Origin of the sequence: Paraburkholderia sp. MM5477-R1 (assembly GCF_050436385.1) — a bacterium.
Lineage (GTDB): Bacteria > Pseudomonadota > Gammaproteobacteria > Burkholderiales > Burkholderiaceae > Paraburkholderia > Paraburkholderia tuberum.
Genome location: NZ_JBNDMC010000003.1, coordinates 1,070,378 through 1,085,072, shown reverse-complemented (window position 1 = coordinate 1,085,072; position 14,695 = coordinate 1,070,378). Strand labels below are relative to the sequence as shown.

Annotated in this window: 10 protein-coding genes and 1 pseudogene; 6 read left to right on the top strand and 5 right to left on the bottom strand. The window is 62.0% G+C overall.

The window, feature by feature from the left end; all coding sequences use genetic code 11:
• Positions 1-398: 398 nt before the first annotated feature.
• The gene (locus OKW35_RS08230) at positions 399-1,622 is read left to right on the top strand and encodes a hypothetical protein (protein ID WP_429551682.1); all 1,224 of its coding nucleotides are present in this window, start codon (positions 399-401) and stop codon (positions 1,620-1,622) included.
• Positions 1,623-2,330: 708 nt separating this feature from the next.
• On the opposite strand, the gene OKW35_RS08225 is transcribed toward OKW35_RS08230, so the two are convergent.
• The gene (locus OKW35_RS08225; protein ID WP_429551681.1) at positions 2,331-2,690 is read right to left on the bottom strand and encodes a hypothetical protein; all 360 of its coding nucleotides are present in this window, start codon (positions 2,688-2,690) and stop codon (positions 2,331-2,333) included.
• Between the two features lie 167 nt (positions 2,691-2,857).
• On the opposite strand from OKW35_RS08225, the pseudogene OKW35_RS08220 reads away from it, so the two are divergent.
• From OKW35_RS08220 to OKW35_RS08200, 5 genes and pseudogenes are all read left to right on the top strand, one after another.
• Positions 2,858-3,037, top strand: a pseudogene (locus tag OKW35_RS08220) (helix-turn-helix domain-containing protein); the annotation flags it as partial.
• Between the two features lie 1,118 nt (positions 3,038-4,155).
• Complete coding sequence (locus OKW35_RS08215; RefSeq protein ID WP_429551680.1) at positions 4,156-4,890, top strand: SIR2 family NAD-dependent protein deacylase; 735 nt, start codon at positions 4,156-4,158, stop codon at positions 4,888-4,890.
• A gap of 34 nt (positions 4,891-4,924) precedes the next feature.
• Positions 4,925-6,492, top strand: a protein-coding gene (locus OKW35_RS08210; RefSeq protein ID WP_429551679.1) for an IS3 family transposase whose coding sequence is annotated in 2 segments (ribosomal slippage) — positions 4,925-5,363 and positions 5,363-6,492 — 1,569 coding nt in all. Because the reading frame shifts where the segments join, the coding sequence is not laid out codon by codon here.
• Between the two features lie 373 nt (positions 6,493-6,865).
• On the top strand, positions 6,866-7,885 hold the full coding sequence (locus OKW35_RS08205) for a helix-turn-helix transcriptional regulator (RefSeq protein ID WP_429551678.1): 1,020 nt from the start codon (positions 6,866-6,868) through the stop codon (positions 7,883-7,885).
• 108 nt (positions 7,886-7,993) lie between these two features.
• Complete coding sequence (locus OKW35_RS08200) at positions 7,994-8,569, top strand: hypothetical protein (protein ID WP_429551677.1); 576 nt, start codon at positions 7,994-7,996, stop codon at positions 8,567-8,569.
• A 73-nt stretch (positions 8,570-8,642) separates the two neighbouring features.
• Here the strand turns inward: OKW35_RS08200 and OKW35_RS08195 are convergent, their stop codons facing one another.
• Genes OKW35_RS08195 through OKW35_RS08180 form a run of 4 tightly spaced genes read right to left on the bottom strand, consistent with a single transcriptional unit; the run spans position 8,643 to position 14,693 of the window.
• Complete coding sequence (locus OKW35_RS08195; RefSeq protein ID WP_429551839.1) at positions 8,643-10,277, bottom strand: 3'-5' exonuclease; 1,635 nt, start codon at positions 10,275-10,277, stop codon at positions 8,643-8,645.
• Complete coding sequence (locus OKW35_RS08190; RefSeq protein ID WP_429551676.1) at positions 10,202-12,046, bottom strand: UvrD-helicase domain-containing protein; 1,845 nt, start codon at positions 12,044-12,046, stop codon at positions 10,202-10,204. Before OKW35_RS08190 ends, OKW35_RS08195 begins: the two co-directional genes overlap by 76 nt.
• A complete protein-coding gene (locus tag OKW35_RS08185; RefSeq protein WP_429551675.1) occupies positions 12,043-12,930 on the bottom strand; it encodes a PD-(D/E)XK nuclease family protein in 888 nt (295 codons plus the stop codon). The genes OKW35_RS08190 and OKW35_RS08185 overlap by 4 nt, the downstream gene beginning before the upstream one ends.
• Positions 12,825-14,693 carry a hypothetical protein gene (locus OKW35_RS08180; RefSeq protein WP_429551674.1) on the bottom strand — a complete coding sequence of 623 codons (1,869 nt, stop codon included), beginning with the start codon at positions 14,691-14,693 and terminating at the stop codon, positions 12,825-12,827. The genes OKW35_RS08185 and OKW35_RS08180 overlap by 106 nt, the downstream gene beginning before the upstream one ends.
• Between the last annotated feature and the right edge of the window lie 2 nt (positions 14,694-14,695).

The following is a 14,695-nucleotide window of genomic DNA, read 5'->3' as shown; positions in this document are numbered from 1 at the left end:
GAATACGATGCCCGGCACACCGAGATGTACGGTGTGAGCTACCGACAAATCAGCTTGACACGGCATGATTCGTCGTCTTTTCAATCATGAAAAATCTCGGGATAACTCTGATCCATCATATGGTGAATATTTCAGTGTTCGAGATCGAATTCCACGATTTATACCCTGTTTTCACGAGATGGCGCCAAGGTTATACAGTGAGATCATTTGTTTAGTTGTTTTATTGATCAGTTTTCTATAAGAGCATGCAATTATGTTTTTTTATAAGCATCTATCCATACACAGGTGATTACGGGATTCAAGCGTCACTCTCCGTGATGCAAGGATCCCTTGCTTCAGCGTAGGGAAATATTTACCTGCAGAGGTAATCGTCATGTAGATACAACGTAGAGGAAGCCATGGGCGCACAACTCGCAGAAAAGAAACCGGATATCTTGGATCTCTCGTTCGAAGAGGTCATGCAGCAACCCGGTGTTGAAATCTCTCACCGGACAGAAGAAGACCGTACCTGGAAAACAGGTGACTTCGGATGGCTCTCGAAACGGCTGAGAAAGTTCATGGACTTCGTCCTGTATTCGAAGGGAGTGCCATTTCATGTCGAATGCAAGCGCAATCGCAGAAAGGTAACGGAAACATCTCCGCTGGCAAGCTACTACAAGTGCCTTCATCACCTCATGAGCTTGCACTGGGAGCATCAGACATATAGCCCGGATTTTGAATTGTTCTTCGAGTGCTTTCGATCACATCCGACGATAGGTCATTGCGTATTCCAGAAACCGGCATGGCACCTGGTGGATGGCATGTGTGAGGCAGAGATATTCAATGACTTCGTTGATTATCTGCGGCGCCAGGCGGTGGTGAAGAATACGAAGAAGAGGATGGCCGACTGGAAGGCCGTGATCAAGGGCGAGAAGAAATCGATTCGGCAGACCATCGCGAAGCTAAGCAAGTTCTCGAAGATTCTGGGTGTGCGTGTCGATATGGGCTATATGCAATTCGCGCTAGACGGACAGGCAACGATGGTGAGAAAAGCGTGGGAAATTGGTGATGCGACAGCCTGGTCAGCCACGCGTGACGCGCAACTTGATGGGGATCGACTGGCAGAGAACAGGGCGAGGATCGATGCGGAAGTAGCGTTCCAGGATCGAGCGAACTTCTTCGCGAATCAGCGAGGCGCGGGTAAGGATGTATTCGAGAACATGATCGGATACGTCACGAAGATGGAGAGGTCCGACGATGGTCCGCTTCACTTTCATTGCATATTTTTCTTTGATGGTCAGAAGGTGCAGAGCGTGAAGTATCTCGTCAAGAAAATCGAGGCGTACTGGAAGGCGATTACGGGGAGACGTGGCTATGTGCACAACTGCCACATCAATCCAAACCGGGATGAGCTGGAAAAAGCCGATAAGTGGGTAGTCGGCAAAATCAGGGGCAGTGACCAGGTCAAGCTCAGAAAGCTCACCAGATACGTGACGTGGTATTTCGCGAAAGATGAGCAGCGTGTGAGAGCGAAGCCCAAGATCAAGTCGAGGCTATTGACGATGGGCATGATGAAGAAAAAGAAGAAACGATTGGGTGGGCCTGAGCGACAGCGAATGAGGCTGAAGGTGCGGACAACGTAAAGGCTGAACGCTCCCTGCTGATCAAGGGAGCGGGATGTGCTCCTACTGCTCGTGGATCGTATCTTCGGCATCAGTCATACACCGGGGGCAGGGGTGCGTCGTCTGGAGCTTGACGTTCTCGATGCCGAGTGTCACGAGGTGCTTCAAGTTCCCGGTTTGCCCGAAGCGTCGGCGGTTTCTGTCACGCGAAGGCAGGGCAGCACTTGATGATCAAGCGGGCACGAGAACGTGCATACGTTCGGCACGGGACGGCTGCCAAAGAAGCTGAAGCAGGGACGGCGACGTGTTACTTCCTCTTCGAGCATCGCAGTGGCAGACGATGCCGTTCGAGCAACAGGCGCAATCGAGATCGTTGACGACTTCGTTGTAAGCGACGAATGAGCCTAGCCGAGGTGGTGTTCGTCGGGGCGAATCGTTCCGTCGACAGCACACCACTGCGTTGCAGCGCAGTCAAGCGGGGCGAGCTTCATCCCAGCCGGTCAGTATTGCGAGAGCACTTTGGGCAAGAGATACGAAACCACCTCGATGCTACTGTGTAGACCCAATAAGCGGAGGTGCTTTGCGGGTTCCCATCACCCAATCGGCTTCCGGTGCACTTCCAAATACATTCCGATTCGCCTTTACAGCCGAGCTTAGTCCGCCAACCGCCGCGAACTCAACCACAACGCGGTGTCCCGACTTACGCCTTATCTCAACTCCGACCAACTCCTAGGAATCGGATTCATCCCAGAAGAGCACATACCGAAATCCTTCTTGAGTAACGAAAGAAGTTATAAAGAAACGCTCAACGCTCGCACGATTTACTACGGAAGAAATTATTCCCACTCGAGTACTCCCCGGACCCGCGACGACTTGACGAAACTTATTGTTGGTGGTCTTTTTTGAGTCGATCTCGTAAATCAGGCAAACCTCGAAATCCTTTGACGAGGAAAATTTTCCCGTTACCGTGACCTCATGCAGCATAACGTTCGGGTCGGAAAGAAAGTGCTCGAGTGGGCGCGGGTCGCCGACAGAGAAAATCTTCACGAGCAACTCTCTGCCTTCAGGCTTCTCTACCGCTGATGTCATTCAGTCTAACCTCCAGATGATTTAGAACAAGCACGCAAAACCAACGATAAGTCAATCATACATGTTCTGCAGACGACAACTTCACGCAATGTCGGGCATTCGTTACGCGACTATAGATGACGGCCTCAAATCTGAAATGCATCACCTGTCTCGTATAAGGTGTTGCAATGCACAAAAGAACCTAGTGCCGGCAGCTTCAACCGGAAGTGCGTCTGACCATTGCAAGCCTGCACCTGCAGGGTTCGAGTATCCGGGCCATCGCCCGGATACTCGGGCGCTCGCCGACCACCGTTAGCCGCGAACTGACGCGAAACAGTTCTCCTGCTGGCTACGCGTCCGCGTCGGCTTAAGCACTCAGTGCCGCACGCCGCAGTGCGGGTCGCCATCCCACGAAGCTTTGCGTGCAAAGCGTCTGCGGGCGTATCGTTCTCACCCTGGATTCTGGCGTTCACCTGCCATCCGTCTGCGTGGAGCGATCTCGGCGTGAAGCAGCGGCATATGGAGGATTTGAAGGCTGAGCTGAGAGCGTCGCTTGACGCCTGATATCGATCGGTTGGAGGCGGTGTGCAATGCGGTCGATAACAGGTGGCATGCGGCGCCAAAGTGCCGCTGGCCGGATGTTGGAGTGCGGAATGTCCGCCCGGTTAGGGACTAGATGTGTCATCGCTTTCTCCGAATGTCCCGCTGAAGTCCTCCCAGAGCGTGTCTTGTGTCTGGTTTGTCCATTCGACGATGTTTTGTTCGTCGGTTGTTAGCGCGACCTCAACTCGGTCTCCTGGCTGGCTTTCGCGAATGCGCGAGACGATGAGGTGGGAGATTTTCGGCTCGACCATCGCTACCCGGGGTGGTTGCCCCTGCACTCGGTATCGCACCTTGTAGCGGGGCGCGCGGTGACTTTCTGTTTGTCCTCGCCGTCGATATCGCGACGTCCGTATGTACTTTACGTTGACGAATTCCAGCGTGCCCGCAATTTTTGTCATTTGATTCCTTCACTCGAAGCGGCAGTCTGCACAACCTCGGACAGGAGTGCTCCCGTCCATGCGAGCGTCCCGTCCGGCGCTGGCAACGGTTTCAGCCGCGTCTTTGCGAGAGATGCGTCGTATCCCGATAACCTCGATGCGATGCAACGCGGCGCTTTGGCGAGCCGTGCGCTCGTTGCGCTCTGTATCAAGACAGGCCTGTACACCTAGCCCTGCTTTGCCATTGCAATTAGTGAGTTCTCGTTGCATTGGAGCGAGCAGTTTGCGCCGCGAATGGGACAACCGCTGCCTCGATGCCACAGACTGGCGACTAGAGCTGGATTGGCGGAGTATCTTCGCTAATGGGGCGTGCAAGCGGGGCTTTCGCGAGTGGTATAGCAGGCTGAGTTCAGTCGGGACAAGAAATGTCCTTACCTCGACTTATAGTCTTTCCCGCGGCAGGGATTGACTATCACGCCGCGCGCCGAACTACGGCCGGAGCACACATGCCACAGGAAGAATTTATGGAAGCACAGGCGCACGCAATTGCACGCGCAGCCGAATGGATTCGCAACGCCGACGCGCTCTTGATTACCGCGGGCGCAGGAATGGGCGTCGATTCGGGCCTTCCTGACTATCGTGGCAACGAGGGGTTGTGGCGCGCCTATCCAGCGTTGGGGGCGCTGCAGCGCGGCTTTCAATCCATGGCGAATCCGGATGCATTCCGGGACGACCCCCTGCTTGCCTGGGGCTTCTATGGCCACCGCCTGGCGCGCTATCGCGAAGTCGAGCCGCACGGCGGATTCGCGATACTTAAGCGTTGGGCGGCGCGCATGCCACACGGGGCGTTCGTTTATACGAGCAACGTCGATGGTCAATTCCAGAAGGCAGGCTTTTCGGAACGCTTCGTCGCGGAATGTCATGGATCGATCCACCATTTCCAGTGCGCGACGCCGTGCTGTGTGGACATCTGGCCGGCAACCGGATTCGACCCCGCGGTTGACGAGCAAGCCTGTCGAATGATCGGCCAATTGCCGCGTTGCACACGGTGTGGTGTCCTCGCGCGTCCCAACATCCTGATGTTCTGGGACCATGCGTGGCTGGAAGAGCGTACAGAACGTCAGATAAGGCGTTTGCAGATGTGGTTGAGCCAGGTCAAACGTCCCGCGGTGATCGAGATCGGTGCTGGAACGGCGCTACCGACTATCCCCCCCGCGTCACAATGGTTGTCGCCTGGATAAAATTGGAATCTGGGGGCGATAAAGAGAGAACAAGTTGGCGCGTTACGGAAAGACATTCAAGGACAGAGCAGTGGCGCGGTTGCTGCCGCCGGAGAGCGCATCAGTGGAAGAGGTTGCGCGAGAGATCGGTGTGGGCGCGCAGACGCTGGAGCGCTGGCGCAGTGATGCGCTGTCCAGGCCCGCTCGCGAGCGGGCCTGGACAGCGGCCGCGCGTTTCGAAGCGGTGTTGAGCACGGCAGCGATGGACGAGACGGCCCGCAATGCGTGGTGCCGCGAGCATGGCGTGTATCCGCAGGAACTGGCGCAGTGGCGGCAAGCGGCCACGCAGGCGCTGGCCGAGCCCGAAGAGGCCCGTGCGAGTCCACAGCAAACGAAGCAGGACCAGCGTCGCATCAAGGAACTGGAACGCGAACTGCGGCGCAAGGAGAAAGCACTGGCCGAGGCAGCCGCATTGCTGGTTCTTTCAAAAAAACTCGGGGCGATCTTCAACACGGACAAGGGCGAGGACGAATGATCGGCCTCGAAGATCGCCAGCTCCTGGCCCGGGAAATCGATTCGGCAAGACTGGCTGGCGCACGGTTGCGCCTGGCCTGCGAGGTGGCCGGGATCGACGTGCGTACCCTGCAGCGCTGGAAGGCCAATCAAGGGCTCGTCACTGGCGACGCCAGGCCCGGCGCGATGCGCCTGCTGCCCGCGCACACCTTGAGCCCGGAGGAGCGGGAAAACGTGCTGCGCGTAGCCAGCGAGCCGCGCTTTGCCGACATGCCACCGGCGCGCATCGTGCCGATGCTGGCTGACGAAGGCGTGTACATCGCCAGCGAATCGACCTTTGCGCGCGTGCTGCGCGAGCATGGGCAGATGAGGCGCCGTGGCCGTGCCAGAACTCCTTCGAGCGGCCGGCCGCCGACCACGCACGTTGCAACCGCGCCGCGCCAGGTGTGGTGCTGGGACATGACCTATTTGCCGGCAACGGTCACAGGGCGATGGTTCCACCTGTACCTGATTCTGGACCTGTACAGCCGCAAGATTGTCGGCTGGGAGGTGCACGACAGCGACGCGGCCGAACACGCTGCTCATCTCGTACGTCGTACGGCGCTCTCCGAAGGCATTGCCGCCCTTGAGGCCCGGCCGGTGCTGCACGGCGATAACGGGGCGACGCTGAAGGCCACTACCGTGCTGGCGATGCTGCACTGGCTGGGCATCAAGCCGTCGTACTCGCGCCCCCGGGTCAGCGACGACAACGCCTATGCCGAGGCGCTGTTCCGAACCGCGAAGTACCGGCCGGAGTTTCCGGTCACAGGCTTCGAGGACCTGAACGCTGCTCGCACCTGGGCTGCCGGCTTCGTGCAGTGGTACAACTTCGAGCATCGTCATAGTGGCATCCGCTACGTGACGCCTGCGCAGCGTCACGCCGGTGACGATCGTGCGCTTCTCGCCGCTCGGCATGCACTGTACGAGAGGGCCCGCGAGCGCAATCCGGCCCGCTGGTCGCGCCACACGCGCAACTGGACACCGGTTGGTGCCGTGACGCTTAACCCCGAACGCGACTCAGTCGTCGAGATGGCGTCGATCAGCGCAAATAAACAGCCTCTGGCTGCATGAGTGAGGCGACAACTTGCTTGACGCGCGCCGTATCCGTCGGTTCAGTGAGCGTCACGGACCTCGTGTTGTACGCATCAACAGTCGCGAACCGCAGATTAACCCGGCAATAGGCCTCGGCATACTGGGTGGGGCGCTTGAAACGTTGATTGCCATTGATGCTGCGCTTTAGCTCTTCCGCGAGGTGACAGGGCACGCAAGCCATTGCCGCTGAGGGGGCGAAGCGCCTCGGGTAACGAGGCTACCCGTTCGAAACTCTGACGGAATCGGAACGGCCTTGAGCGTTGGGCGGATGGCGCAGTCCGCGAGTAATTCAAGATTAAGTCCAAATTGCCGATAACGCGACGACGGACTCTCACCTTGCCAGCGCTATCCCATGTCAGAACTCGATCGTGAAATCATGCGTGTCTTGCCCGATGGGGCAACGCAGGGCAACTACCTCAGTACGCCAGAGATCCATCAGCGCGTCGTGCAGGATGCGCTTGAACCCGTCACGGTCAGGACGATCAATCGCCATCTCACACGGCTTGCGACAACCGGGCTTGTTGAGATGCAGGAGCGCGGCAACGCGCTCGAGTGGCGCAGAAAGGCCGGTGCGAGCGGCATGGCGGCGCGCGCGGGCGCGATGATGACGTTCGACGAAGCGCTCGCGCTCCAGACCTTGCGGCGCTTCTCGTCGCGACAGATTCCTAGCCTCGTGGCCGACGCGTTGTCCTCTATGTTCGAGGTCGCAGAAACGCGCTTGCAACGCCCCAACAGCCCGAATGAGCAGCACTATTCCCGATGGACCAGCAAGGTCGCTGTAGAAAGCGGTGGCTTCGCCCTGAGGTATCCGGTGATTGACCGCGAGTTATTTGCTGTCGTTTCGAAGGCGCTCTTCGAAGAGCGCAAGCTCGATGTGGTCTATCGGCCTCGCCACAACGTCGATAACGAGACGCCGAAGGTCATTCTGCCATTCGGTCTTGTGGAAGTCGGAGGTCTCGTTTATCTCATTGGCGGCACCGAGGGCAAACGGGAGCCGACGATGTACCGCATGGATCGGCTCTCGCAAGCCAAGGCGCTGCCCGAGGCATTTTCCTATCCCGCGACCTTCTCGCTCGATCAATATGTGAAGCAGCAGCGCCGTTTCGATTTCATGGTCGAAAAAGAAGTGCTCCTCAAACTGAAGTTCACCGATAGCGCGGGCGACCATCTACTCGAAGCGCCGATGTCCGCGGACCAGAAGGACTCGCGCAAGGGCGATGCGCTCTACGTGCAGGGCACGGTAATGTTGAGTCAGCGTCTGCGATGGTGGCTGCGCTCGTTCGGCCCGAACGTGGAAGTGCTCGCGCCAGCGAGCCTGCGCGCCGAACTCGCGGCGGAAGCAGCGCGGCTTTACGAAATGTACGGCAAGTAGGCGGCACGTCGCGCAGTGCTTTCCGCGCATACGCACAGCCGGACAAGACGCTGATCGCGATGCACACGCCGGAAGACAATCGAAGGTATTAGGAAGGTTCCAGAATTGATGAAAATTTCGGCTTACGACGTTCGCCTCGGCGAAATCTACTATCGCTATCTGCTCGAGCTCGCGCGCGACAGCGCGGGCGCGACGATCCGTTATGGCGAACTGGTCGAGCGCGCCAAGCGTGACTTTCCGGATGACGAACTTGTGCAGAGCGCGATTCCGCTCTCGATCGGCAAGCGGCTTCTGATGATCGAGATGTTCTGTGCCAAGCACGAATTGCCGAATCTCGCATGCCTTGCGGTCAATGCGAGCGGCCAGCCTGGTCGGGGCTACAAGGCCAATTGGGAAGAAGAAAAAGAACGTGTCGCGAAATTCGACTGGGAAAGCTGCGAGCAGGACTGGGCGATGCACGTCAACGAGTGGCGCACCGCCGCACAAAGGCCGCCGAAGCTCGTCAAACGCTCACGGGAGGACGCTGAAACCGAATTCATGGCTCACTGGCATGCGGACGCGGCAAGCGAGAAGCCGCTCTACCCGAACCGTCTCGACAATCACATTAAGGAAGAAATCCTCAAGGCGCTTGTCAAAGGGCATCGGCCTGAGGATGCGTTCCAGGTGGCTGTCGTCGACGCCTGATCGATCGCGGGTCGGGACTGCGCCCAGGCCCGGCGCACGGCAATATGATCTGTCGCCGCGCGCCGGGGCAGGCTTACGCGGCTGCGGCGCCGGTCATCGTTGGCTCGACGGCGACTATTGCGCCTGTCGTCACGAACACGATTAGACCGCGCTCGGCGCCGGTCACGTCGAGATAGGCGCGAACCTGCGCGCGATAGTGCTCCACGGTCTTCACATCTGGCCGCACATCGCTTTTCCAGTCAATCACGACGGCGGGGCGTCCATCGGCATCTAGCGTGACGGCATCGGCGATGCCGGCCGTTGCCGTTTCCTTGCCGTCGTCCTCCTGAGCGCGATAAACAGGGAACTCCGGAACGAGCGCCGCCCTCAGTGGGGCGATCTCGGGCAATGCTAATGTCCGAGCGACGCAATCAGCGAGCTCGTGGGCAGACATGGCATTCCCGGCGCCGCTTCGTTGGGGGTGCTGAAACACATCGATGAGCTCCTTCGCGCGCATGATGAGCGCCGCTGCATCGTCAGTTGTCTCTCCAGTCAGCACTTCCTCGAAGAGCTTGTGCAGGATGAGTCCGCGCTCGCGGCTCCCTTGGACCGTGCTGGCCAAGCTGGCGTCGAGCGAAGCTTCGATCCCCATTGATTCTTCCTGGGGCGCAGCTTGCAGCACCGGCCCGGACGTACTCTCGTCACGGCTTGGCGCCAACCACGTCAGCTTGTGCTGCCGTTCTGCGATGGCCCTTGCCTCGGCGGCGAACGCGTCGCGCGTCTGCGCGTTCTCCGGCTCGACGACGGCTGCGCCCGTGGCCGCCGCCAGATGCGTGACGTCGAGCGCCGGCAGCGCGCTGATCGCCAGATCGAGCAGCCCGATCCAGGAGTTCTTGGGTGCTGCCGCGTCGAGGCGCGGCAGGACGAGCAGTTCGCGGGCGCGAGTCGCAGCGACGTACCAGAGCCGGGTTCGCTCGCGGGCGAGCTCGTTCTGCTCGGCTTCGCGAGCTGCCTCGTAGCCTAGCGGCGCGACGCCGAGAATCGGACAGTAGAACGTTTCGGTCTGGCGCTCCGTGATCGCGCTGTCGGCGGCCATCACGCCGGTCATCGTGTTGACCGGAATGACGACCGGCCACTCGAGACCCTTCGACGCGTGCATGGTGAGCAGCGTGACCGCTTCTTCCTGAGCGTCCGCCTGGCCTTCGACCGCTTTGGCCTCGTCCTGCCAGGCGAGCGTCATCGCTTCGGCGAATGCCCGCAAGCCGCGTACCGCATAGCTGGCGGACAGCCCCAGATACAGATCGACGTTGACGAGCGCGCGCTCGGACTCGCGTCCGTGACGGCCGCGCAGAATATGCCGCACGCGCATGACGTCGATCGCCTGCGAAAGCAGATCGTGCGGCGTCGTGTGGTGGCTGCGACGCTCGAGCGCCTGGAGTGCCTCGATGACTTTGCGTGCAAGCGGATGCGTGATGGCTTCGGCGTCCACGCCGAGGTCGAGTCGCGCGATGCGGTCGGGCGCGTCGGCGGCGCGCGGGAGCGTCCACACGATATCGAGCAACGCCTCGTCCGTGAGGCCGACGAGCGGCCCGCGCAAAAGCGCGCCGAGCGCCAGCGTGTCCTTGCGGTCGGCGAGGACGCGCGTGAGCGCGATCAGGTCGTGAATCTCCTGACGGCGAAAGAGGCCCTTGCCGGCCTGTGTCGCGACCGGGATGCCGCGGCGCTCCAGTGCCTCTTCGTAGCGCCAAAGGTCGCTGCCCGTCGGCGCGAGCAAGGCGATGTCGCCCGGCCTGCACGGACGTGTTTCGCCCGTGCGGCGATCGAGGACGGTCCCGTTGCCGACGAAGCGCGCGCACAAATCCGCGACGGCTTCGGCTTCCGCATCGCGTTGCTGCGTGGTGTCGGCTGCGCCGCTTGCGTCTGCCACGGCGATGTCGAGCGCCGCCACGCACGCTTGCTCGCCGCGCGGTCGCCGTGGAATGCGTCGAGCGCGGTGAAGCCTGGTTGCCCGTCGCTCGAGAGCACATCTTCAAAGCGCTCGTTCACGTAGGCAAGGATGGGCGCACATGAGCGGAAATTGGTCGAAATCGACAGCAGGCTCTGCGGGTCCTGTGCGCGAAACGCGTCGCGGGCCTGAACGTAGGCGCCGACGTCGGCGCCGCGAAAGCGGTAGATCGCCTGCTTCGGGTCGCCGACGAGGAACAGCGCGCCGGGACGGATGCGGAATTGCGTCCAGTCCGCGTTTAAGTGCCCGTCTGCCGGGTCGCCGCACAAACGCCAGAAAATCTCGGTCTGGAGCGGGTCAGTGTCCTGGAACTCGTCGACGAGCACATGGGCGAAGCGCGCGCCGAGCGCGCGGCGGACGTCATCGTGATCGCGCAGCAGGTCGCGCGCGGCGAAGATCAGGTCGTCGAAATCGAGCAGCGCGGCGGTACGCTTGTAGTCGCGATAGCGTGCGAGGATCTCTCTTGCCTCGTCGACGAGCGACACCAGCACGTGACTCGCAGCAGCCCGAAGCAGTGCCGTCCACGTTTCGCTGCAGGCCTCGTAGCGATCGGTCGCGTCGTCGTTGAGCTGTTCGCCTTCTGCTTTGCTTAAGCCTTGCGCTCTCGCAGCCGCGACCCACTTGCCTTTGTAACGATAAACACGGAATTCGCCCGTCTTCGTGCGAATGTCCGAGTGGAGACGCGTCGTGAGAAGGCGGACGAGGCCCGCGGGCGTCGCCGGACCGGGGCCTGCTGACAGCGTAGCCGCCAGTTCTTTCAGGTGATCCACGATGCGCGCCGTTTCCGGTTCCATTGCTGGCGTGCCGTGTGCGAAGGCGCCGAAGGTCGCCGTCGCTTGCTGGAATGCCTGAAAGGGGCCGTGGAGCGCCGCGACGTTGGGCGCGCGAAGCGTGCGTCGGCGCCGCAGGCTTCCGGCGATCTTCCGGACGAGCGCCACCGCCTCGGCAGGCTTGTGCAGCACCAACTCGGCGAGCACGCCAGCCTGCGTGCCGCCAAGCCGCTCGCGCAACCAGCCGTCGACGATCTCGTCGAACACGAGATCGGCCTGGTTACGATCCATCACGCGCGCGCCGGGATCGAGATCCGCTTCCACGGGATACGGCTTGATCAGGCGCTGGCAGAACCCGTGGATCGTCGAGCAGGTGATCTCGTCGATGGCAGCCGACGATGCCGCGAGATTCGCCCGTTGTGATGGCGACAAGCCGTTTGGCAGCGCGATTTTCAGCTCGGCGCTGATGCGGGCCGCCGAGAGCTCGGCAACGAAATCCCGCACCCGCGAAACGAGTTCGCTGGCGGCGAGCTCGGTGAACGTGACCGCCGCGATCGAACGCGGCGCGACGCCTTCGGCCAGCATGAGCGCGATGCGCCCCGCCATGACGGCAGTCTTTCCGGACCCCGCGCCGGCTTCGACGAGTATCGACCGGTCATGCACGCAAATCGCGGTGCGGCGCGCGTTGTCGTCGTTGAGAGCTTTTGTCTTGCCGTGCATCATTCGGCCTCCCAGACCGCGGTGAACTCGCCGAGCCGCTCGATAGCGGCCGGCGTCTTGCGCTTGCAATATGTTGCGCTCGCATTCGCGGGCAGGGCGAATGCGAGGTCGTCGGTGTTCGAGCTGGCGTCGGGGCCGGGCAACGCCGCGCCTGCGGCGAAGCTCTCACGTGCGGCTTTGAGGTGGCCGGCGATTTCGTCGAGTACGGCGTCCGCGTTCTCGAGCACGAGGTTTTTGGCATCGCGCAGATAGAACAGCGAGGCGCTGATCGATACGTCGTCGCCGAGGAGTACCTTGACTGCGAACGCATAGAGGCAGCGCTGCAACTCGCGGCCGCCGTCGACCTGAATGGTCTCTTTCGGCGTCTGCCCGCTCTTGTAGTCACGCACGCGCGCGCGCGTGCCGTCGCCGGCAACGTCGAGCCGGTCAATATATCCGGCGATGTTGAATCCCGTGTCGGGGATCGAGACGGTTGCTTGTGCATCCCACGGGAGATCGGCGTCCGATTTGGGCTCGGAGCCGCCGAACGGCACTTCGCCCCAGGCGCGCGCGCCGGGCAGCGTGTCGTCGTGCCAACCCAGCGCGACGCGTGCCATCGAGCGCGTGTCGTCGAGCGTCCGGCGCCAGATGACGCCCGGCGGCAACGCGCACTCACTTTCCCATTGGGCGGCGACGGTCGTCGCCGCACGCTCCACGGCCGCCGCGATCGTTTCGGCATCGGACTTCGCGACGCCGTTCGCACGCTCGAGATCGCGCAGCGCGAGATCGAGCACTTCGTGAACTAGGTTGCCGACGCTGAGCGCATCGAGCATGAGCGGTTCGGCGTCGCTTTCCTGTTCACGCCAGCCGAACGCATAGAGCCACAGATAACCGAGCGGATTGCGCAACAGGCGCCGCAGCGAACTAGCCGACTGGGTACGCGTGAGGATTGCGAGTACGAGTGGGTGGTCGGCGCGCACGAGGCCGTCATGTGTGCGGTGATCTCGGCGCGCTGCCAGTCGTTCCAGCACGCGCGTGCGCTGGCCGCTTGCGGCAAGGCGCGAAATTCCGCCGGTCGGCCCATGAGCCGGTCCGTTTCGGAGAAGGCGTGGACGGGGGCGGCATAGCGGCCGAGAAATGTCTCCGCGCCGTATGCGTTCAGCAGGGGACTGCGCCCCAGCTGACGCCCGTCACCGTTGCGGCGCGCGCGCGACAGCACGACTTCACTGGCTGTTGTTGCCAGAATGGTCTCGAAGTCCAGGCGATCTGCGGCGCTCACGGGCAGCGGATTGAATTCGGCGGCCGGAATGATGTGTTCGGGAACCAGCGCGTCCTCGGCATCGCAGCGTGGCCAACGCGAGGCGCTGAGGCCGAGCAGCCGCACGAAGCGGCGCGGCGAGCCCGAGAGCGCGCTGGCGGGCATCCACGCAACGCTCACGCATGGCTCGTGCTCATCGCTTTGCCTCGAGCTTTCCAGCGTGATGTCGATTGACGTGGCCGGGCCGGCGAGCAGCGCCGAGCGCCAGATCGCGAGCGCGCGGCCCCTCAACATGGCCTCGCCGATTTCGGGCGCGGCGTCCGGGCCGCCCGTGAGGCGCTCGACAAGCGCACGCATGGCCGCGCCGTGATCGTGGCCGTCAGGCCAGTCTTCGGCGCTCAGGCGGCCGAGCAACCGCTCCCATGCGTGCAGCGAAGAAAGCGGTGCGTCGGGCGGCATGATTCGCATCCAGCCTTTCGGCAAAGCTTCGAACAGCGCCGAATCCCGGCATAGCGATGCGAGGCGACGCAGGCGCGACTGCGAAAGGCCGCGCACGACGATCTGCGCCAACGCCGCGGCGGCTTGCCCGTCGCGGGTCGCGACGCTGCGGATGCCATGGACGAAATGCAGATCGAGATTGGCGTCGGCGCTCAAGGTCAGAAGAAAGTCGTCGTAGTCGGTCGTGGACGCGCTCGCGATCGCGATTTCCGAGGGGACGGCTTGCCCGGACGCAAGCAGTGAGCGCGCCCAGCGCATCGCTTCGATCGCTTCGTGGTAAGGCGTCGCGGCGCTCACGGCCGTTACCGTGGGCGTCGCGCACGCGGTCCGCGACACGGCGACAGCGCCTGCGTCGAGCCACTTCGGCATCGCGCGCGGCCCGGCAGACCATTGCAGCTCGACGTGCTGCGCCAGCGCGAAAAGCATCGGTCGCCAGCACGGATCGAGATCGGTCAGCCCGGCGATTTCCACTCGCCCGAGGACAGCCGGCGCGTGAGCGATACGACGCACGGCCGCTGCAACGAGATCCGCGGGGCGCATCATGCCCGGCGGCAGTTGCGCAAGCACGGCCGCCTCGAGCCTCGCGACGGCATCGAGGCGTGGATGGTCAGCGGCGCGCGCCGCGAGGTCGATGCCAGCGCGCCAGGCCCTTTGCAGGGTCCCGGCAGCGGCGTCGATCATGCCGGGCAGCGACTTGATGCCTTCGAGCTCGCCAATCGGCGTCGTTGGCAGCGCCGCCTTGAGCGCGCCACGCAGGGTCTCGACGTCGATGGGCCGCGTGAAGCCGCCAGCAAGCCGCGCCGCAAGTTGGTCGACGGTCATGACCTGCAAGCCGTGCTGTTGACGGCGCGCCGCCGCGAGACGGCTCGCGCGCGCGGCGAGATGATCCTGTACTACTAGTGTGTTGCGGGCCATGA